Genomic DNA, 20653 nt, shown 5'->3' on the forward strand with positions numbered 1-20653 from the left:
TTTGCGGCGCGCGATGGCGGGGCGGAAGTCTCCCCGCAGGCGCAGACGCCGCGCCGACCAGAAAAATGACGCGGTCCGCAAAGGACCCGTCGAGCTCGAGGGGGACGGTCGACCGCATTCGATGCCCAAACGGATCTTCACATTCCGGCGCGGAGCGGCCGATCGCACGGCCGACGCGTCCGAGGCCCTGGGGCTGAAGGGTGCCAATCTGGCGCTGCTGGCGTCGCTGGACGTGCCGGTGCCGCCGGGCTTCACCCTCGCCACCTCGGTCTGGCGCGAGGTGCAGAGCGGCGGCGACGGCCTGCCGCAGGAACTGCGCGCCGATCTGCGCATGGCGATCGAATGGCTCGAGGGCGTCACCGGTCGCGGCTTCGACGGCGACACGCGCCCGCTGCTGCTGGCGGTGCGCACCAGCGCCCGCGCCCAGATGCCGGGGCTTGCCGAATCGGTTCTCGATGTCGGCCTCAACGACCGCACGGTGGATATTCTCGCGGCCGAGCTGGACGACCCGGCCTTCGCCTATCGCAGCTATCGTCGCTTCATCGAAAGCTACGCCCATCTCGTGCTGGCGGTCGATCCGGCCGAGTTCGAGGACATTGCCGACGCGGAAGCCGCCGAGGCGGGCTGGACCGAGGAGCCGGGCGACCGGGCCGGCTGGCGCGCGCTGATCGCGCGCTACCAGACCTATCTCGACGCCGAGATCGGCGCCGTCGTGCCGCAGACCCCGCTCGAACAGCTCTCCGCCGTCATCGAGGCCGCCTATGCGACATGGCGCAGTCCGCTGGCGACCTCGCACCGGCTGATCCAGGGCATTCCTGAAAATGCCGGCCTGGCGATCACCGCCCATGCGATGATCTTCAACGAGCATGACCACAATTCCGGCACCGGGCGGGCCGTCTCCCGCGACCTGACCACCGGCGAATCCCGCCTGTCGGGCGAATTCGGGCTGGTGGCACCGCGGGCGCGCGAGATCGGCGAGAAGCCGCCGGTGCTCGATCTCGGAACCCTGTCGGATGGCGACGCGGCCCGCTTTCCGGCGGATCTCGCCGAGCTGACCGAGCATGTGCGCCGCATCGAGGCGCATGTCGGCGATGTCGTCGAGGTCGACTTCATGGTCGGCGACGGCGAACTCTTCCTGATGCAGTCGCGGGTGGCGCGGCGCACGGCGGGGGAGGCGATCCGCATCGCCGTGCAGTTCGTCGACGAGGGGCTGATCAACGAGGCCGAGGCGATCCTGCGCATCGATCCGAACTCGCTCGACGAATTGCTGCATCCGACCTTCGAGCGGACCGCCGACCTCGTCGTGCTGGGCCGCGGCATGCCGGCCTCGCCGGGCGCGGCGACCGGCGAGATCGTCTTCACCTCCGAGCGCGCCCAGGAACTGGCCAACGAGGAACGGCCGGTGATCCTCGTGCGCAACGAGACCTATCCGGAAGACATCCACGGCATGCATGTGGCCGAGGGCGTGCTGACCATCCGCGGCGGCACCACCAGCCACGCGGCGGTCGTCGCCCGCGGCATCGGCCGCCCCTGCGTGACCGGCGCCGGCGCGCTGCGCATCAATGCCGGCACCGCCACGCTGCATGCCGCCGGCAAGGTGCTGCGCGAGGGCGACACCATCACCATCGACGGAACCTCCGGCGAGGTGATCGAGGGGGCCGTGCCGCTGTTGCGGCCGGCGCTGACCGGCGATTTCGCCATGCTGATGGACTATGCCGACCGGGCCCGCCGCATGCGGGTGAGGGCCAATACCGAGACCCCGATCGAGGCACGCTCGGCGCGCGCTTTCGGGGCCGAGGGGATCGGGCTCTGCCGCACCGAGCACATGTTCTTCGAGGGCGACCGGGTGCGTTCGATGCGCGAGATGATCCTCGCCTCGGACGAGACCGGCCGGCGGGCGGCGCTGGAAAAGCTCCTGCCGATCCAGCGCTCCGATTTCACCGAACTCTTCGAGATCATGGCCGGCCTGCCGGTGACGATCCGCCTGCTCGATCCGCCACTGCACGAATTCCTGCCCCAGAGCGACGGCGAGATCGCCGAGACGGCCGCGATGCTGGGCGTCGACGAATCCGTCGTGCGCCAGCGCATCGCCGCCCTGCAGGAGTTCAATCCGATGCTCGGCCATCGCGGCTGCCGGCTGGCGATCTCCTATCCGGAAATCGTCGAGACCCAGGCGCGGGCAATCTTCGAGGCGGCCATCGAGGCCGGCGAGAAGGCCGGCGAGGCGGTGGTGCCGGAAATCATGGTGCCGCTGGTGAGCCTTCGCAAGGAACTCGACTTCGTGAAGGGGCGCATCGACAAGGTCGCGGCCCTGGTCATGGACGAGCGCGGCTGCGAGATCACCTATTCGGTCGGCACGATGATCGAACTGCCGCGCGCCATCGTGCGCGCCGACACCATCGCGGAGATCGCCGACTTCTTCTCCTTCGGCACCAACGATCTGACCCAGACGGTCTACGGCATCTCGCGCGACGACGCCGGCAATTTCCTGTCGACCTATGTCCGCCAGGGCATCATCGAGCGCGATCCGTTCCAGACCATCGACGTCGAGGGTGTGGGCGAGCTGATCGCGCTGGCCGTGGAGAAGGCGCGGCGCACCCGGCCGGACATCTCCCTCGGCGTCTGCGGCGAGCAGGGCGGCGATCCGGCCTCCATCGCCTTCTTCGAGCAGACCGGGCTCGACTACGTCTCCTGTTCGCCCTTCCGCGTGCCGATCGCGCGGCTCGCCGCGGCGCAGGCGACCATCCGCGACGAGCGCTCGCGACGCGGCCGGGCCCGCCGCTAGACGCCGTAGTAGAAGTAGATCGCCACGCAGGTGACGAAGCCGACGATGACGTTCATCGGCACGCCGATCTTCACGAAATCGGTGAAGCGGTAGTTTCCGGCCGCATAGACCAGCGTGTTGGTCTGGTAGCCGATCGGCGTGGCGAAGGACGCCGAGGCGCTGAACATCACCGCCACCACCGCCGCGCGCGGATCCATGCCCAGCGATGTCGCCAGGCTGATCGCCACCGGCGTGACGACGACGGCCACGGCGTTGTTGGTGACGATCTCGGTGAGGATGGACGAGATCGCGTAGATGATCAGCAGCACCAGGAAGGGCGAGGCGCCCTGCAGCAGCGGCTCGACCAGCTCGACCAGAAGCTCGACCGCACCGGCGTTCTGCATGCCGAGGCCGATCGCCAGCATGGCGAAAATCAGGATCAGGATGTCGCCGTGGATCGAGCGCCAGGCTTCGTCGGCATCCAGCACCCGGACCAGCAGCAGCGTCGCGATGGCGACGAAGGCGAGGATCTGGATGCTGGCAATGCCCATGGCCGCCAGCACGACGACCGCCAAGAGCGCGCCGATGGCCAGCGGCGCCTTGCGCCGGCGATAGGGCCGTGCCTCGCTGAGATCGACGCCGATCAGATCGTTGGATTCGGCGATGCGGGCGATGGCGTCGGGCCGGCCTTCCAGCAGCAGGCGGTCGGCCGGGCGCAGCTTGGTGTCGTGCAGCGAGGGGCCGGGCACATGGCGATGGCGCTGCACGCCGAGAATGTGCACGCCGGAGCCGGAGATATCGACGAGCTCGGAAATCTTGCGGCCGATGCCGCGGCGATGCGGCGCAACGGTCGCCTCGACGACGACCCGTTCCTCGTCTTCGGCCGCCGCGGCGGTGACCCGCGCGACGCGGAAATTCTCGTTGGAATGCAGGGTCAGCAATTCCTCGGGCGAGGCGAAGAGGATCACCCGGTCGGCCTTCTGGATCACCACCTCGGCGATCCCCTTGCGGATGGTCTCCGAGCCGCGCCGGATTGCCACCGGGCGGATGCCCCGCGCCGAGAAGGACGTGGATTCGCCCAGCGTCTTGCCGATGGTGCTGGCGCCCTCGCGCACGACGATCTCGGTGAAATACATGTCGGCATCGGAGCCGCCGAGAACGTCTTCGGCGGAGGTGCGGTCCGGCAGCAGCCTGGGACCGACGAACAGAAGGTAGAGGATGCCGGTGATCGCGGTCACGATTCCGATCGGGGTGATCTCGAAGATCGAGAACGCCTCCAGCCCCTGACCGCGCGCGACGCCGTCGACCAGGAGGTTGGTCGAGGTTCCGATCAGCGAGCAGGTGCCGCCGAGAATGGTCATGAAGGACAGCGGGATCAGCAGCTTCGTCGAGCCGACGCCCATCTTGCGCGCCAGCTCGGTCATGATCGGAATGAAGACGATCACCACCGGCGTGTTGTTCATGAAGGCGGAGGCGACGAGGACGCCGATGCCCATGATCGCCAGGGTGATGCGCGGCCGCTTTTCCGCGCTGGTGACCAGCCAGCCGGCCGCCCCCTCGAGCGTGCCGGTTCGCACCAGTGCGCCGGACAGGACGAACATCGCGGCGATGGTGATCGGCGCCGGGTTCTGGAAGACCGAGGTGAACTCGTCGTCCTTGATGTAGCCGAGGACGAGGAAGGACACGGCCCCGCCCGTGGCGATGACCTCCGGCGGATAGAGTTCGAGCGCGAACGCCACGAAGACCAATGCGACGATCGCAAGGGCGATGAATGCGGAATAATCCGTCAGGAAGGCGTCCATGTAACCCATGCAATATTGGTTCAGGAACGCTGATCTGCAGGAGCCCGAGGCTTTTGCAAGGGGCGCGTATGATCAGTCTGGCGATATACTGATCACGCGCTCATCCTGGCCCGCCCAAAGCCCGCCAATGATCGGCCCCGGCCCGCCCGAAACGCCGCGGCGCGACCCCGCGGCGGTCGCCGGAGCGCCGGGTCAGGCCGTGCCTTCGGGCCTGACCGAGCCGAAGGGCAGGTCGTCGCGGATGCGGGTCAGGACGCCGACAAAGGCACGGGCAAATCCGCGCAGGCGCTCGTCCACCTCGTCGTCGTCCGGCACCCGGATCTCGGTGCCCTCGTCGTTGAGGACCGCGAAGGCGATCCGGTCGCGGTTCTGGCTCTCGACCCGGACCGCGGCGATGCGCGAGACATTGTCGAGCGTCCCGTCGGCCGGCATGTCGAAGAGGAATTCCCCGCCCACGCTGCCGGCGGCCGCGCGCACGCAGTCGGCGAAGTCGATCTCGGTCAGGTCCTGCATGTCGAGGGCCAGCTCGAACTCCACGGCGCTGAAGCTGTCGCCGTCGACGTCCGGCACTGCGACGGTCTGTTCTGCAATCTGCATGGCACCACCACTCAATCCGTTCGTCCCTTGCCGGCGATGGTCACGCGGCGAGACGGCTGAACTATGGCAGGGCGCCTTTTGCATGCTGGACATCGGGCCCGGCTTTTCCGATTGTCGCGCGGGGCCATGTCTCGGCCCGCAGTCAGGGAGGACGGAATGCAGGGTTTGATGCAGCAGTGGCCGCTGCTTTGTTCGAAGGTGATCGACCACGCCGCGACCTATCATCCGCTACGCGAGGTGGTGAGCCGCTCGGTCGAAGGGCCGATGCATCGGACCAATTACCGCGAGGTGCGGGCCCGGGCCATGAAGCTGGCGCAGCGGCTCGACCGCGAGGGGATCAAGCTCGGCGACCGCGTCGCGACGCTGGCCTGGAACACCTGGCGCCATCTGGAATGCTGGTACGGCATCGTCGGCATCGGTGCGATCTACCACACGCTGAATCCGCGGCTGTTCCCCGAGCAGATCGCCTGGATCATGAACGATGCCGAAGACCGCATCATCTTTGCTGACGTCACCTTCATGCCGATCCTCGAGGCCATCGCGCCGAACGTGCCGAGCCTCGAGAAGATCGTCGTCCTGACCGACGCCGCGAACATGCCCGAGACCAAACTCGCCAATGTCGTTGCCTATGAGGAGTGGCTGGCCGAGGCCGACGGCGACTTCGCCTGGAAGGAGTTCGACGAGAACACCGCCGCGGGCATGTGCTACACCTCCGGCACGACGGGCAATCCGAAGGGCGTCCTTTACTCCCATCGCTCCAACCTCTTGCATTCGATGATCGCCCAGCAGCCCGACGCCATGGGCCTGTCGTCGCGCGACCGGGTGCTGCCGATCGTGCCGCTGTTCCACGCCAATGGCTGGGGTCTCGCCTTCTCCTGCCCGATGGCCGGCGCCGCGATGATCATGCCGGGCGCCAGGATGGACGGCGCGTCGGTCTACGAGATCCTGACCAACGAGAAGGTGACCTTCAGCGCCGCCGTGCCGACCGTCTGGCTCATGCTGCTGCAGCATCTGGAGAAGGTCGGCGGCGAACTGCCGGACCTCAAGAAGGTCGTCATCGGCGGGTCGGCCTGTCCGCGCGCCGTGACCCAGAAGTTCCAGGAAGTCTACGGCGTGCAGGTCATCCACGCCTGGGGCATGACCGAGATGAGCCCGCTCGGCTCGCTCTGCACCATCAAGCCGGAATATCAGGACCTGACCGGCGACGCGCTGCTCGACATCGAGGAGAAGCAGGGCCATCCGCCCTTCGCCGTCGAGATGAAGGTCACCGACGACGAGAATGTCGAGCGGCCCTGGGACGGCAAGACCTTCGGCCGGCTGAAGGTGCGCGGCCCGGCGGTCGCCTCGTCCTACTACAAGGGCACCGGCGCGGAGGCCTTCGACGAGGACGGCTGGTTCGACACGGGCGACGTCGCCCATATGGACCAGCACGGCTACATGCAGATCACCGACCGCGCCAAGGACGTGATCAAGTCCGGCGGGGAATGGATCTCGACCATCGACCTGGAAAACCTCGCCGTCGGCCATCCGGACGTCGCCGAGGCCGCGGTGATCGGTCTCGCCCATCCCAAATGGGACGAGCGCCCGCTGATGGTCATTGTGCGCAAGGAAGGTCGCAATGTCTCCCGGGAGGACATCCTCGCCTATCTGGAAGGCAAGATCGCCAAATGGTGGATGCCCGACGACGTCGCCTTCGTCGACGAGATCCCGCATACGGCGACCGGCAAGATCCAGAAGATGACGCTGCGCGACCAGTTCCGCGACTATCGCCTGCCGACCATCTGATCGGGTGACGGACGCCCGGGCGGTCTTTCTGCCGCCCGGGCTTTCCTCTATGTTCGCGGAACCCCTGCCAAGGTCCCGCCCATGAATTCGATCTACGGACGCCTGCCGGTTTCCGGCCACTATCTTCAGAAGCGGCTGCGCTTCGCCGGGCTCGCCCGCGGGCTCGCCGCCTTCGCCATCGCGCTGATGGTGGCGGCGGTGGTGTTCTATCGCCTCGGCTGGATCGTGCCCCAGGCGCTGATCGGCCTGCTGCTGCTGGTCGGCGGTCTTGCCGCGCTTGCTCTCGTGGTGGCCTGCTACGGCCTGCTGCGCGTCTGGTTCGCCGGCGTGCGCGGTGGGCACAAGGTGTTCGCCGGCTTCGTCCTGTCGCTGATCGCGCTGTCCCCCTTCGCCACCGGCGCCTATCTCGCCCGCGTCAATCCGCAGGCCAATGCCGCCTATACGGACGGCTTCGCCCCCGAGGCCACCGCCGCGCCGGCGCTGGCGCCGGCGACCGCCCCGGCATCGGCCTTCGCCGCGCCGACGGAGATGCCCAGCGTGGTGCCGGGCCGGCGTTATCTCGCCGATGCCCCGCGGGTCTACCAGGCCGCGCGCACGGTTCTGGCCGATCACGGCTGGACGGTTGGCGAGGTCATCGTCGGCGACCCGGCACTGGCGGGAGCGGAGGCGGAGCGGCAATCCGACGATCTCGGCGTCAGCACCGGCGCGGTCCCGCTGCCGACGCCGCGGGCCGGCATCGACGCGATGGTCGCCGATGACGGGCTCGACCGTCCCGACAGCGACCAGTACCGCGTCGCGGCGGTGGCGCGCGACCGCCTGTTCGCCCTGCCGAGCGACGTGACGATCCGGCTGGTGCAGGAGGGCGGGGAGACCTTCGTCGACCTGCGCGCCGTCTCGCGCGCCACAGGGCTGGATCTCGGCCAGAACCGCCGCTTCATCGAGGCGTTCCTGGCCGATCTCGATCTCGCCATGTCGGGTCTGGAAACCATCGACGCCGGCTGAGCAAGGTCGCAGACGCGGCCCCGCGGCCCCGCGGTCTCAGGCGGCGGTGTAGGTCGTCGCCAGTGTCGGCGGCCCGTCGCAGGCGACGACGCCGCGCGCGACCAGATCTTCCATGTGCGCCAGCACCGACAGGCCGGCCGCCCCGTGCAGGCGGATATCCACCGTCTTGTAGAGCGCCGCGACGATCTCCGGGATCGTCCGGTCGCCATCGGCGAGGCGCCTGACGATCGCGGTCTCGCGCATGCGGCGATGGCCGATCAGCCCGCGCACGAAGGGTTTGGGCGCGGCGATGACGCCGCCATGACCGGGCAGATAGAGCTGGTCGTCCCGCGCTGTGAGGCGCTCGAGCGACGCCATGTAGTCGCGCATCGCCCCGTCCGGCGGCGCGACGATGGAGGTCGACCAGCCCATGACGTGATCGCCGGAGAAAAGCACGCCGTCCTCGCCGACGGCGAAGGCCAGATGATTGGCGCAATGGCCCGGCGTCGCGACGACGGAAACCGGCAGGCCGCCGAGCGTCAGCTGCTCGCCGTCGGACAGGATCCGGTCGAAGGCGAGATCGGTGTCGCCGGCCGCTTCCAGCCGGTGAGCCTCGCCGTCGCGCAGCGGGCGCGAGGCGCGGTGCGGTCCGCCGCCGACGATCGGCGCTCCGGTGAGGGCGGCCAGTCGCCGCACGAGGCCGGTATGGTCGCGATGGGTATGGGTGAGAAGGATCGCCTCGACCGGCCGGCCGGCGATGGCCGCGACCAGCGCGTCCAGATGGGCGTCGTCGTCCGGTCCGGGATCGACCACGAAGCAACCGTCCCGCCCGGCGACGTAGCTGTTGGTGCCGGCAAAGGTGAAGGCGCTGGGATTGTTGGCCGTTACCCGACCGATATGGGCGGCGACCGGGACCAGCCGGCCATAGGCGGGATCGAAATCCGTCTGGAACTCAGGCATGTTGGCGCGATCGGGCCTTTCGCTTCTTGCCGCCCTTCTTCGCCGCCGGGGCAGGGCGATCGGATTGCGCCGCCGCTTCGGCGATCTCGAACAGATCCGTCGTCAGGCGGCGAAGGGCGGCGTCGGTCCGCGTTTCGTGCGGCGAGTCGTACGCCACCAGCAGCCTGTCCTGCCCGTCGATCCCGATCGTGGCAAGGCCCTCGGCATGATCGGAGCCGCGGATCACCGGCAGGTCGAGGATCCGCGCCAGGAGCCCGGCCTGGTAGACCGGCCGGCCCGGATCGTAGTCGTCGATGACCACCACCGACTGCATCTCCTCCAGATCGGTCGTCGCGCCGGTGAGGATCAGCAGCCGGTCGTCGCGCCATTCGAGGTCGCGGATCGCCTGTCCGTCGAGATCGACGGCCTGCAACTGGTAGCGTTGGCCGTTCTCCAGCTTGCGGGGCTTGAGGGCGCCGGATCCGGTTTCCTTCATCTCCAGCCGCACGATCATCGCATGGCCGCCGATCACCGGCCCGCGCAGGCCGAGAAGCACCGTGTCGCCCTGGACGGCCAGACCCTCGATGTCGAGGCCGTTCTCCTTGCAGGGATGGTCGACGAAGGGGCCGATCAGCGCATCCTTTGACAACATCTTGCGGATCGGCGTCCTGGACGATTTCGACATCTTCACCATCGCCGCGCGCCGGCCCGGCACGCCGTCCAGCGCATCGATGGCCGCGACCGGCTCGAAGACCCCGTCGCCGCGATCGATCAGCGGCACCCGGCCGAGAAAGCCCCGGTTGGGGTCCCAGTCGATGTCCTCCATGTCCGCCAGGCCACCCTCTTCGGGGTCGTCGCGCTTCAGCGAATGGGAGCCGCAGATCCACAGATAGCCATCGGCGATCGCCAGGCCTTCGATGTCCATCTCGCCGGACGGCCCGTCGGGCAGGTCGAAGGCTTCGCCGAGCGGGAAATTCGCGTGCCCGGCGGCGTTCGTCCCGGCCTCGTCGAGCACCACGCGCTCGATCGTCGCGGTCTCGTCGCAGGTGCAGAAGATCGACCGGCCGATGACCGCCAGCGCCGAGACGTCCTCCCAGATCGGGTCGTGGACATGGGCCAGCTCATCGATTGCGCGGAAGGTGAGATCGACGGTGCCGGACCGCGACCGGTCAAGGGCCATGGACTTGTCGATCGCGGTTGCCTCGGCGGCGGGCAGGCGGGGGCGCCGGTTCTTGGCCATGACAGCGTCTCGTCGTTGCGGATGCTCGAGGACATCGCGCGGGGAGCGCCGCAAGCAAGGGCGCAGGCGATCATCGCGTGGGACGACGGTCGGCAAAGGGGCTGCCGGCCCCGGCCACCGGGCCGCGGGCATGGCGCCACACCCGCCATCGCAGCCGGCCGAAACCGCCCCGATCGTCCGGCGACAATCCGGCGCGCCGCACCGCGTGCGAACCCCGTCACGGGTCGTTGCATGGACGCTGGCCAGAGGCTATAGGACCGCCATGCGCCTTGGGGCGTCGCCAAGTGGTAAGGCAGCGGCTTTTGGTGCCGCCATTCGCAGGTTCGAATCCTGCCGCCCCAGCCAGAACAATTTAACCCGTTGAAATCGTTGACCTGAAAAGCCGGGCTGGGAAAGTGTTTTCCCTGCTGGGACACACGACTGTGGCACAACCGTATGACACGGAGTGTGGGAAATGGGGATTGCGACAGGTCTCGAACGTCGCGGCGCAGTTTACTACTGGCGAAAGCGGTTGCCTGAATATCTCGCAGAGCGAATCGGGCTGACACATGTTAGGTTGAGCCTTCGAACGAAAGACGTTCAGACGGCGCGATTTCTTGGCGCGTGTTTGAACGCCAAGGCTGCAGATCTTCTCATGACCCAGTTGATGAGCATCACAGAGCACGAGCTCAAAGAGATTTTTCGGATCACTTTCGAGCAGCACCGCCAAAAACTCACGATGCTAGCGAATTTCTCGCGCGACGAACGAAGCTTTTCCGCTGCAGTACATATTGCTGATGAAGAGGCGAAGGGTTGGGCTTTCTGCATTTTCTCTAAGAAAGGACCGCATGCGACAATCGATGACGAAGATCGGCAACGCTTCCGCGAAAAAGGTTTGTCCGAGGATGCCATAGAGCGTATCGAAGCAGCTGTTGATGATATGAGTTCGAACGGCGAGTCTAAACCTTCAGAAGCCCGCCTGATGAGAAACGTCGAAGCGGTTGGAGCTAAAGTCACTGCAGGTACGATGGCGACCGCGAGGCCGATTTATCTGCAAGCAATGGGGGAAGCTCTCTTGCTCGCAAGAAAGCGCTACCAAGAGGATCCTCTCGATTTCGCGTCACTAGTAGCCTCCTGCGATTCTTCCGCTACCAGCTTGGTTGTTGCGACGGAAAGCCAACTTTCAATAGACGGTGTTAACAGCGATACGCAGCGCACTAACCGAGATGACCCCGATGGAGGGAAGGCTTTCATGGGGGGCGGCGCTGCAGTTACAGATCCTTACGCGGCTACAGATGCGAGGATAAATGCATCGACCATCGAAGCAGTCGGCACAGAGCTGATTGCAAAGCGATGCACTGATCAGCGGTGGGACCCTAAGACCGCCCGGCAAGCTCGGATGATATTCGACCTCTTCGGTCGATTCCTCAGGGAGGAAGCCAACGTCTCTTCGATATCCGATATCAAGCAGAACCACCTGGACGCGTTTGAGAAGTTTCTCCGTCAGCTCCATAAGTCGTACGGAAAAAGCCCTAAGGATCGGAAGAGCTCAATAAACGAGTTGCGACGTGACAGTGAAATGCGGGCGAAATCTGATCGTGGGCTTACCGGCGCTACGCGGAATCGTCATCTCACGTTTATCAATCAGTTGATTCGTCGGGCAAAATCTTCCGGAATAGAAGTCAATGCGCAGCTCGATCTCACAGAATTGCGCTCTCCCAAGAACGGGCGTAGTCGAAATGATCGGCCGATACCTAGGATCTCACAGGTTGAGACGTTCTTCAAGCAACCAGTTTTCACCGGCTGCGCGGATTGGGATAACCTCGAGGATTCGGGTGCAAATATATTCCATAGAGCGGCCTATTTCGGTCCAATGATCGCGCACTATCAGGGGATGAGAAGAGAGGAATATTGCGGTCTGGCGGTTGATGACGTCATCATCGACAACGGGGATGTGCCGTATATCCATGTCTGCGAGAACGGATTTCATCGCCTGAAAAATTCGCAATCGGTTCGCAATCTCGCTCTGCACCCTGAGCTCATTCGCTTGAATTTTCTTGAGTATCTCCAAACCATTAGAAGCCTTGGCTATGTGAGGTTGTTTCCGGATCTGTATTCAGCATCAAGCAAAAGCCCGCTCGGAGACCGCATGTATGATGAGCTTACGCCTGCGATGCGAAAAAGCGGGGTCACCCCTCATCAAATCCGACATTTCTTCAACAATGATCTCAAGCAGAAGCGAGTTTCTGCGGAGTTTAGGGCGGACCTTATGGGACACGGGGGAACAACCGAGACGACAGAACGTTATTGCAACCCCATTGACGTAAGTGTGCAGCAGGAAGATTTGGCCAAAGTGGCAGTCGTAACGTCGCATCTGTCACCCGCCCCTGTGCAGCTTGTTCCGTGGGTGATGCGCAATGAAATGGCGCCTTGGAGCAAAGCGGCGCGTGATGCGCGCAGCACGTGACGTCGGAAGTTGCCGAGCGTTTGAAGGGGTTGAGATGCGCAATCTCCGACATCACGCGTCTGGATCGTTCCGCTGCTGCGTCCGGCGAAGGATAATACGGAGCGCCATGCCTTTGCTGACTGGCATCAAACGGTGTTGGGCATGGCGACTTCCGTTCAGTAGCACCAGCCCGCTCCTTAGCTGCATCGACTACGGTTCCTAGTCTTCATGAGGGACGTTTGAAGGACGATGAGAACCGTTGATGCAGACAAGGGTATTAAGCGGATAGATCCCCGCGGCGAACTCTGCCGAACCCGCGCCAGCGACGCTTTCGCTGTAATGTTAAGCAAGCAGATGCTAGCCGTGGCGCGAGTCAGGAGGTTCGGCAAGAGCGCGATTTGGCGCTGGATTCCTTAGACGGCAGCCGCCGACGCGACAATTGAACCGCGCTTTGGTGAGGGGGCGTTCGAGCGACTGCATGCCTATTGCATGCGGATCGATCGCCCGATCAGAGCAACGTTGGAAAAGGGCCTCTAGCGCCTTCCTCGGTGGAAACTTAGCCTGGCCCGCAAACAGCGGATCCCGCGGCACAGCTCACCTCCTTCCGATGAAGCTCCAGACCAGCCTTAATCTGAACCGGAGACCAGCTGAGGCCTTGAGGTCGTGGCGCACTAGCTTTGCAACCAACGCAAGCGTACCGGCCCGTTGTTTATCGGGCATAGCTGCCAGGCGATTGACAATGTCGGCGAGATTTTCATCCGCCGCGAGTGCTCTCAGCGTCTCCGGGCGTATGGTCTGCGCGGGGCCGTCCGCGGCGTTTCCCTCAGCGTCTGCGACTGAGTGCTCCATAGCCGTGACAACAGCCTCGATGATCTCGCGACCGGCGGCCGACCGGTCGACCAACATTGCGGCCGCCTTGGCGGTCCGGCGCGTGTCGTCATCATTTGTGAGATAGAGATTGAGCTGCCGCTTCTTGGGCGGTGCTTCGTTCTGATTGGTGGGGACGCGCGCGTCCCGCGAAGCACGGATCCAGGCGCGTACATCCTTGAGGCCAGCAGCCCGAAGGTCCCTGTTCCTGATCGAGCGTCCCAAGACCGCTCCTGCAGTGTGATCAGTGGGAGCAGCAGCAGCCGCCTTATCGCCTGTTGCCAAGTTGTTGGTCCTCATCACGTATCGCGATTCTAGAACATTCTAGAATCGCCGATCTGGAGATAAGTGGCGGCAGACCGCATGCACCGCAACGTCTGGGCGGTACCGTGTCGGTCTTATCTTAACAGGCCAAGCTTGTTATAAATTGGAAGTGACGCGGACAGATCGAAGATGTGGTTGCGGCATCTATCCAAGCAGCTATGAGGCATCGGCTCCCTCAAATGATATTCAAATGCCGAGCGTTTACCGTAGAATCTCGACTGCTTCCGGCATTTACTTGTCATCCACGATTTCGCGCCAATATCGCTGATACGTCCGCAATCACGCGGTCGCAACATCGGTCGGAATGCAGGTAGCTGGTAGAGCGGCTACCGGAGGAGTTGGAGCTCCCCCAGCAGCCTGACCATCACTGACTCAGGTAAGGAGATCAGAATGGCTCACACTGTGATGCCGCGCACCCGTGCGTCTTGCAATACCCCTATCACGTCCATCCGTCCGCTCCTTCAGCATCAGGCAAGCCTGGCGCCGAGGCCTGACGTTTCACGCCATGCCGTGTTGCTCGCCGACATCGCCTCCGCGCAGCACAATCGCATCGAGCCCGGCGATGAGCCGCCGGTCGTCCCAGCAGTATTTGCCGGCGCGGCGGTGCCCAGCGTCTCGAAGGGCAGGGCGGGCCCTCCCAACGCTCCCTGCGAACTGGAACGCTCGCCGGCGGCCGCTCCGCGTCCTGTCCCTGATGAGCGCGTCCCCGACGCACGAGCGACCGCGTCCGTCTCCACGCCGTTCGGCCCGGTGTTCTCTGCCAACGAGATCACCGCGACGCGGTGGCTGCTGAAGACGCTCAGCGACGAGCAGCTGTTTCTGGTCCCGCCTGAGGGGATCAATGCCCCCGGCTGCGTCATCGACGACGGTCTGCTGACCAGGCTCGCCCGGATCCGCGTGATCTGCAGGGTCGACGCAGGCCCGTTCGGCATCCTCGTCACCTCCGCCTAGACAGCCGACGCTGACCATCCCGCCATGCGGGGTGGCCGACGCGCGATCGTCACGTGTCGCGTGTCGATCGGCGCTGCTCTCGCTCATCCCATCATTCCAGACACGTCGTCCGCCGATCGTCATCGCGGATGCGGAGGAACCGCTATGCCCAGAACCAGCAAACTTGGAACCAGCAAACCAGACGGCCGCCGCTCACGGCAGGCCAAGGATGAACCCCGCACCGCGTCGACACCGGAAGCGCGCGTGCAAAAGCTCGCGCTCGACATCGTCGCCAAGGCGGCGAAGGCCGCTGCAAGTCCGACCCCCGAAGATCCATGCTTCGGTGCATGGACGCCGTTGCAGGCCTTCGGGCTTTCGGTCACGACTCGCACAGGGCAGGCGCTGCCGGGCGTCATCGCCATCGGCCTTGAAGCCGATCCGCGGCTGAAGGTGCTCCAGGAAACGCGCCTGCCCATCACAGCAACCGCACTCTCCATCGGCGACCAGGACACGGCCAGGGATGTCGTCCTCGGCGATGACGATCGCACCGTCCGGTACCTTGCGGTCGATCTTATCGTCATCGACCGGACCACCGGTCATGCGACGTTGCTCGACGTCAAGCGCGGCAGTGCGCTCTATTCCTCGCGGGCGCGCCTCGATCTCTGCACTGCCATGGCTGCCTGCGCGCTCACCGCGCCTGCCGCCCTTCGCCGGATCAACGTCTCGATCGCCACGGCGTCATGGGGGATCATCGACCTTGGAGGGGCTGCCGGTTTTGCCGAGGACCGCTGCGTGTCCGGCGCCAAGATCGACACGTTCTTCGATGTCCCCATCACGCCCCTGATCGAGCTGTTCAACCAGACGATCGCGACGGGTTACTCGGCCGAGATGCAGCGATTGGTCGGCCGAGTGTTTGACACGCCGGATGTGACACAAGGCGGCGCGGACGAATGGACCGAGAGCGATGGCCAGACATCGAGGGAGCTCACGGTCAGGTCGGTCGGTTGCGCTCCCCGTCTGCCGCAGCGCCTGATCGGTCCGCATGAACGCCGTCGGCTGGCACTGGTGTCTGGAAGCAGCAGTCGCTCCCGGAAACGGGGTCGGACATGACCATGGTGCCGTTTGCCCGAGGCGACCGGCAGGGTTCGCGCGAGAGGCGGGGGCGCGATCCGGCTGCGGTCTCGGCGCGGATCTGCGCCATGCCGGCGTCCACCCTGGTGGCCTACACGATCCGCCGCAGCCGCGCCGGTGCGGCGCGCGGCGAGATCGCGTCGCTGATCGGTCGACTTCGCCAGGTCGATGATCCAACGGCCGCTGTCCTTGCCGATCATCTCGAGCAGTTGCGGCGCATCCGGATGAGGCAGACGCCGTGACCAAAGGCGCCACCGGATAGCACTGCGTGATGTGCCGTCACACCAAAGGGGAGGGCGCTGCCATCAGCGCTCTCCTCCCTCTCCGATCACAGCAACCGGCGTGCCGTGCCGACCGGCCCGAAGACGCGAGGAAGGCCCCGATGCCGACAGATCTGCGAACAGGCTTCGAACAGCTGCGCGAGCGCGCGCGAAGGGAACAATACGTCATGCAAGGCGAACTGGAAGACATCGCGGATTCGGGTTCGCACAGGGATCGGATCGTCGGGGCGCTGAGCCCGTCCGCGCGCCTGTTGTTCGATGCCATCGACGGCAACGTGGCGGCCGCCACACGCTCGCGAGGCGAGCGGACGCTCCTCGTCACCGTCAGGGTGTTCTCGTCTGAGTGGCTCGATACGGCGCGGCAAGCGGTGAAGGCGTCGATCCGCGCCGCATGGCCCGATCAATACCTGACGATCACCGTTTTGACGGCGACGTCCGAGAGCCGGCTCGAGCACGGCTATCCGTTCGAGCTTCAGCGTCTGCCCGAGATGCTGGCCGAGGCGTCACCCTGCCTCTGCCTCTTTCCGCCTGACCATGAACCGCAAGAGATGCTGCGCGCCATCTCGGATGCTGTGGTCGAGATCGCCGATCCTGCACGCGAAGATATCGAACGCCTGCTCGGCCTGGGGGACGCGTTGCCCCATCTGCCGGACGGCACGATGGGCTCGGCCTACCGGCCGCTCGAACTCGACTTTGCGGTCGGGCGCGGCCGCTCCCCTGCCGAGCGTCTGCGCCTGCTGCAGGAGATCCGTGAACTGCGGCTGGCGGATGAGGCACGCGAGGGTGCTGGACGCTCTGGCGCAAGCGTGGAAGCGCGGCCGCGCATCGAAGACCTGCATGGCTACGGCGACGCCGGGCGATGGGCCCTGCAACTCGTTGCCGACCTGTCCGCCTATCGTAAGGGCACGATCGGCTGGGAGGACGTCGATGCCGGTGCTCTCTTCGTCGGGCCGCCCGGGACGGGCAAGACCCTGCTGGCCCAGGCCATCGCGAACTCTGCCGGCGTCCACTTCATCGCCACCTCATATGCCCAATGGCAGTCGAACAGGTCCGGTCATCTGGGGGACGTCACCAAGGCCATTCGTGCCGTGTTCGAGGCGGCCGCGAAGAACCTGCCGGCGATCGTCTTCATCGACGAGATCGACACCGTCCAGGGCCGCGGCGGATCCGACAGGTCCGCCGACGCCTGGTTCACGGCGATCGTTACCTGCCTCCTGGAATGTTTGGACGGGATTGGCCGTCGCGAAGGCGTCGTGGTCATCGCGGCCTGCAATGACGATGCGAACCTCGATGCGGCGCTCCTCCGGTCGGGACGTCTCGACCGGCGGTTCTGGATCGACCTCCCGGACGAAGCATCATTGGCCGGCATCTTCCGCCACCATCTTGGCGACGGCATCGACCCGTCCGCAATCGATCGGGTCGCGACGCTGTTTGCCGGAACGCTGTCGGGCGCCGATGTCGTGCGCATTGCCCGCGATGCACGGCGTTGGGCGCGGCTTGCAGGCCGGCCCCTCCAGACCGAGGATCTGATCGCGGTTGCGGTTCCCGGCGACGAGCGTGCGCCGGCTGTCCGCCGGCGCATTGCCATCCATGAGGCTGGCCACGCCGTTGCCCGCATGAACTTCGGGCAGGTGCCGACATCGCTTTCGCTCGTCGAGACGGAACACAGCGGCGGCGCCGTTGTCTTCGATGTCGACGAGGCGTCGTTCGAGGGCCTTCCCGGTGATGTCGTCAAGGAAGCGGTCTGCATGCTGGCCGGTCGTGCCGCCGAAGAGGTTATCCTCGGTTCGCCCTCAGCAGGTGCCGGTGGCTCTGCCAGTTCCGACCTTGCCCAGGTGACCCGCATCGTTGCGAACGCGGAGACCTCCCTCGGGTTCGGCGGCACGCTCGTGCATGGCGCACAGATCGACGGCGCGGCGGTCCACCGTCGGCTGGCACGGCTCTATGCCGAGACGATCGTTCTCGTACGCCGGCACCGGGCCGCGATCGAGGCGCTGGCCCATCTTGCGCTCAAGCGGCGTGTTCTCGGACGGGCGGCACTCGCAGAGTTCGCAAGGGGCCACGGCTTCATGGATCCTGACCATGGAGGGCCCGCATGACCCGGCTGCTCGTCCTGTCCGACCTTCACCAGAATGACGGCGGCCGCTCCTTCGATCCGGCAACCGAGATCACCACGCCGTTCGACATTGCGGTCGTTGCGGGCGACTGCGCTGGCAGGCTGACGGCCTCGCTTACCTGGCTGGGAGAGCGGTTTGCCGGCGTGCCGACGATCTATGTCCCCGGCAATCACGACTGGTACCGCGATGGCTCGGCGTATGGCTTCACCGTCGAGGACGAGCTTCAGGCGGGCCGCGATCTGGCAGCCAGGCTCGGGATCACGCTCCTGTCCGACGAGGCCGCGACGATCGGGGGCGTGACATTCCTCGGCGCAACATTGTGGACCGATCTGCGGTCGGACTCCCACGTCAGCCGCGCGCAGGCCCATGCGGCAGCAAGACGTGGGATGAACGACTACCGCTGCATCCACCGCGCCTCGTCAACCCGGCGCTCGCGGCGGATCACGCCCGCAACCACGCTCGCCTGGCACCGTGCCTCATGCCGGTTCCTCGGCGACGCGTTCGCCCGTGGCATCGATCCACGCCGTACAGTCGTGGTGACGCATCATGCGCCGAGCCTGCGCTCCCTGGCGCTTCCGCATGACCCGCTGGACCATTGCTACGCGTCGGACCTCGAGCCTGCGATCGAGACGTGGCGGCCACCGATCTGGATCCACGGGCATATCCATGCGGCCCGCGACTACAGGATTGCGGAAACGCGGATAGTCGCGAACCCGCTTGGCCGTGCCGACGAGGCGGCGGGGTTCGATGCGAACCGGGTGGTCGAAGTGGCATGCCGACCAGGCCACAGCCGAAGCTTATGCCCTGCTTGTGACTTCTCCGTTCTTAACCGCGCCCGAAAGCCAATAGTGGAGGGTAACGCCCAAATTCCGGGAACGCAGATGTGAAACAACAAAACACTTTTCTCTTTCAATGAATCGTTTTTTTATATCGAGTAACAGGGGCACTGAACGATGACCAAAAATTATGCACCGGCAACACGAACTGCACTAACGGAAGAGGCGTATTTGCGGCGCGTGGATAAGCTCCGCATGCAGGGCGCGAGGGAGATGTGTGCGCCGACCATCTTCACGCTTGCTCAGACGGTCGATTGGTTCACCAGTCAGGAGGACCGCTGGTCCGCGAGCACGGTGCGGCAGTATCGGGCCGCAATTCGGTTTGCCGTAGAACATGGGTACAGACGCGGTCTCGTCGCCAATGCCGAAGTGCTTCTTGCTGCGCTGACGAAGGACCCATCGCCAAAAACGAAGTGCTCAGTTCGACGGACGTCAGCGAGAAAGCGCAAGAACGTGCCATTTGCGGAGTTCGAACGCGTGGTGAGAGTTCTGGAGTCCGGGAACGAACTCGATCAGCTTGCAAGCCTGTTCCTCGACTGTAACATCCGCATCGGGTTGCGCCCCATCGAATGGCAGTCTGTAACTCTCCGGGGGAAAGTCCTCGTCGTGCGCTGCGCGAAGTTTACAAACGATCGTGGGATTGCCGAGTTCAGAGGACTCGATTTGAAGCCGGTCATCGTTCCCCCTGAGAGGGGCGACTTCGTTAGGACGGTTCAGCGCCTTTTGAACAGACTTGTCTTGGCCGAGAAGGCGGCAGGAGGCTGGCCCACGCTCTGGTCGCGGATCGCGTCACGAATTGCCAGAGCTTGTCGTGTCCTCGCGATCAAGCGGATCGCCCTCTACACGACGCGGCATATCGCGCTCGCAACCGCAAAGCAGATCATGGTGCCAGTTGAGGTCGCCGCACTGGCAGGTCATGCGTCCGATCGTACCGCTATGACGCATTACGCCCGACACCGAACGGGGTTTGCTGCGCATATAAACTGCGCAATCCCTGTACCGGGGCTCCTCGCACTCGTACGGCAGCCGCCTCGTTCCGTCCGCCAGCCTGATGGAAAATTTGTGCGTGAACGCCGCAGTTCCGCGCCTGGTTATTGAATCGGTAAAGGGAAGAGTTCCAAGGCTCGATTGCGGCGGGGGCGGCAGCTAAGCGCCCTTTCCGGTCGTTCGAAGAACCTTGACAATATCCCAGAAGCGGACGTTGGTTTGAAACCGAGTGACAATCCGATAGGGGGCAGCTTCGATCCGATGGTTGGTTGCGAAAGGCAGCCGAAGCCTAAACCAGATGCGGCCTGGATGCGGTCACGTACGACCTGCAAGGGCAGTAGTACGTTTCGACTGCATCCTGTGGCAATAAATATAAGACATTCAACCAGGCTGAATGATCGTTTCACCCGTTCAGGGCTCATCGAGCTGTACTTCGATGATTTGGCGAAGCGCAACCGGACGCAAGGACGGCTGCCAAAGGCTGAGGACTCATGGACGGCCATCGACATCTGACGACTGGCTAGAGCAGATCCGGCCTATTCCGGTTCATAGCCGGCAGCGGCGAAATAGTTGGCGCATTCGTCTGGCTTGAAGAGCGGGATGACGGCGCCGACTGCATCCCATAGCCCGTCGACTGTCCTTTCGGC

At 64.9% G+C, this 20653-nt stretch carries 15 protein-coding genes, 1 tRNA gene and 1 pseudogene; 10 read left to right on the top strand and 7 right to left on the bottom strand.

Annotated elements, in window-relative coordinates:
- Positions 1–121: 121 nt before the first annotated feature.
- Positions 122–2785, top strand: a complete 2664-nt coding sequence (ppdK, locus tag J3367_RS10145) for a pyruvate, phosphate dikinase (RefSeq protein WP_421460803.1) — start codon at positions 122–124, stop codon at positions 2783–2785.
- On the opposite strand, the gene J3367_RS10150 is transcribed toward ppdK, so the two are convergent.
- Together J3367_RS10150 and J3367_RS10155 are read right to left on the bottom strand one after the other, a co-directional pair.
- Positions 2782–4575 carry an SLC13 family permease gene (locus tag J3367_RS10150; RefSeq protein ID WP_081651854.1) on the bottom strand — a complete coding sequence of 598 codons (1794 nt, stop codon included), beginning with the start codon at positions 4573–4575 and terminating at the stop codon, positions 2782–2784. The genes ppdK and J3367_RS10150 overlap by 4 nt on opposite strands.
- Positions 4576–4758: 183 nt before the next feature.
- Entirely contained in the window at positions 4759–5163 is a 405-nt protein-coding gene (locus J3367_RS10155) for a hypothetical protein (RefSeq protein ID WP_024350013.1), read from the bottom strand.
- 156 nt (positions 5164–5319) lie between these two features.
- On the opposite strand from J3367_RS10155, the gene J3367_RS10160 reads away from it, so the two are divergent.
- Positions 5320–6948, top strand: coding sequence for a fatty-acid--CoA ligase (locus J3367_RS10160; protein ID WP_024350014.1), 1629 nt, complete (start codon positions 5320–5322; stop codon positions 6946–6948).
- 81 nt (positions 6949–7029) lie between these two features.
- Complete coding sequence (locus tag J3367_RS10165; protein ID WP_024350015.1) at positions 7030–7950, top strand: DUF1499 domain-containing protein; 921 nt, start codon at positions 7030–7032, stop codon at positions 7948–7950.
- Positions 7951–7986: 36 nt separating this feature from the next.
- Here J3367_RS10165 and J3367_RS10170 read toward each other — a convergent pair whose 3' ends face one another.
- Both J3367_RS10170 and J3367_RS10175 read right to left on the bottom strand, forming a co-directional pair.
- Positions 7987–8889: an MBL fold metallo-hydrolase gene (locus J3367_RS10170; RefSeq protein ID WP_024350016.1), complete on the bottom strand. Its 903-nt coding sequence runs from the start codon at positions 8887–8889 to the stop codon at positions 7987–7989.
- Positions 8882–10108 carry a DUF3616 domain-containing protein gene (locus J3367_RS10175; protein ID WP_024350017.1) on the bottom strand — a complete coding sequence of 409 codons (1227 nt, stop codon included), beginning with the start codon at positions 10106–10108 and terminating at the stop codon, positions 8882–8884. The genes J3367_RS10170 and J3367_RS10175 overlap by 8 nt, the downstream gene beginning before the upstream one ends.
- A gap of 270 nt (positions 10109–10378) precedes the next feature.
- Here J3367_RS10175 and J3367_RS10180 point away from each other — a divergent pair.
- A tRNA-Gln gene (locus J3367_RS10180) sits at positions 10379–10453 on the top strand.
- 109 nt (positions 10454–10562) lie between these two features.
- A complete protein-coding gene (locus tag J3367_RS10185; protein WP_081651855.1) occupies positions 10563–12554 on the top strand; it encodes a DUF6538 domain-containing protein in 1992 nt (663 codons plus the stop codon).
- A gap of 573 nt (positions 12555–13127) precedes the next feature.
- On the opposite strand, the gene J3367_RS10190 is transcribed toward J3367_RS10185, so the two are convergent.
- Entirely contained in the window at positions 13128–13625 is a 498-nt protein-coding gene (locus J3367_RS10190) for a hypothetical protein (RefSeq protein ID WP_024350019.1), read from the bottom strand.
- 489 nt (positions 13626–14114) lie between these two features.
- On the opposite strand from J3367_RS10190, the gene J3367_RS10195 reads away from it, so the two are divergent.
- The 5 genes from J3367_RS10195 to J3367_RS10215 all read left to right on the top strand — a co-directional run bounded on the left by J3367_RS10195 (position 14115) and on the right by J3367_RS10215 (position 19070).
- Complete coding sequence (locus tag J3367_RS10195; protein WP_155898421.1) at positions 14115–14675, top strand: hypothetical protein; 561 nt, start codon at positions 14115–14117, stop codon at positions 14673–14675.
- Between the two features lie 144 nt (positions 14676–14819).
- The gene (locus J3367_RS10200; protein ID WP_421460811.1) at positions 14820–15764 is read left to right on the top strand and encodes a hypothetical protein; all 945 of its coding nucleotides are present in this window, start codon (positions 14820–14822) and stop codon (positions 15762–15764) included.
- Positions 15765–15766: 2 nt separating this feature from the next.
- The gene (locus J3367_RS10205; protein ID WP_155898423.1) at positions 15767–16027 is read left to right on the top strand and encodes a hypothetical protein; all 261 of its coding nucleotides are present in this window, start codon (positions 15767–15769) and stop codon (positions 16025–16027) included.
- 140 nt (positions 16028–16167) lie between these two features.
- Positions 16168–18165 carry an ATP-binding protein gene (locus J3367_RS10210; protein ID WP_244495384.1) on the top strand — a complete coding sequence of 666 codons (1998 nt, stop codon included), beginning with the start codon at positions 16168–16170 and terminating at the stop codon, positions 18163–18165.
- The gene (locus tag J3367_RS10215) at positions 18162–19070 is read left to right on the top strand and encodes a metallophosphoesterase (protein WP_024350024.1); all 909 of its coding nucleotides are present in this window, start codon (positions 18162–18164) and stop codon (positions 19068–19070) included. The genes J3367_RS10210 and J3367_RS10215 overlap by 4 nt, the downstream gene beginning before the upstream one ends.
- A 652-nt stretch (positions 19071–19722) precedes the next feature.
- Here the strand turns inward: J3367_RS10215 and J3367_RS10220 are convergent.
- Complete coding sequence (locus J3367_RS10220) at positions 19723–19812, bottom strand: hypothetical protein (RefSeq protein WP_155898424.1); 90 nt, start codon at positions 19810–19812, stop codon at positions 19723–19725.
- A 730-nt stretch (positions 19813–20542) separates the two neighbouring features.
- Positions 20543–20653 (bottom strand): annotated as a pseudogene (locus J3367_RS10225) (IS630 family transposase); the annotation flags it as partial.

Source organism: Aurantimonas sp. NFXS3 (assembly GCF_049132005.1).
GTDB lineage: Bacteria > Pseudomonadota > Alphaproteobacteria > Rhizobiales > Rhizobiaceae > Aurantimonas > Aurantimonas coralicida.

Coding starts and splice junctions, on each gene's coding strand:
- J3367_RS10150 (WP_081651854.1), bottom strand. CDS start 4,575: ATGGGTTACATGGACGCCTTCCTGACGGATTATTCCGCATTCATCGCC.
- J3367_RS10200 (WP_421460811.1), top strand. CDS start 14,820: ATGCCCAGAACCAGCAAACTTGGAACCAGCAAACCAGACGGCCGCCGC.
- J3367_RS10155 (WP_024350013.1), bottom strand. CDS start 5,163: ATGCAGATTGCAGAACAGACCGTCGCAGTGCCGGACGTCGACGGCGAC.
- J3367_RS10205 (WP_155898423.1), top strand. CDS start 15,767: ATGGTGCCGTTTGCCCGAGGCGACCGGCAGGGTTCGCGCGAGAGGCGG.
- J3367_RS10170 (WP_024350016.1), bottom strand. CDS start 8,889: ATGCCTGAGTTCCAGACGGATTTCGATCCCGCCTATGGCCGGCTGGTC.
- J3367_RS10215 (WP_024350024.1), top strand. CDS start 18,162: ATGACCCGGCTGCTCGTCCTGTCCGACCTTCACCAGAATGACGGCGGC.
- J3367_RS10160 (WP_024350014.1), top strand. CDS start 5,320: ATGCAGGGTTTGATGCAGCAGTGGCCGCTGCTTTGTTCGAAGGTGATC.
- J3367_RS10165 (WP_024350015.1), top strand. CDS start 7,030: ATGAATTCGATCTACGGACGCCTGCCGGTTTCCGGCCACTATCTTCAG.
- J3367_RS10195 (WP_155898421.1), top strand. CDS start 14,115: ATGGCTCACACTGTGATGCCGCGCACCCGTGCGTCTTGCAATACCCCT.
- J3367_RS10210 (WP_244495384.1), top strand. CDS start 16,168: ATGCCGACAGATCTGCGAACAGGCTTCGAACAGCTGCGCGAGCGCGCG.
- J3367_RS10175 (WP_024350017.1), bottom strand. CDS start 10,108: ATGGCCAAGAACCGGCGCCCCCGCCTGCCCGCCGCCGAGGCAACCGCG.
- ppdK (WP_421460803.1), top strand. CDS start 122: ATGCCCAAACGGATCTTCACATTCCGGCGCGGAGCGGCCGATCGCACG.
- J3367_RS10185 (WP_081651855.1), top strand. CDS start 10,563: ATGGGGATTGCGACAGGTCTCGAACGTCGCGGCGCAGTTTACTACTGG.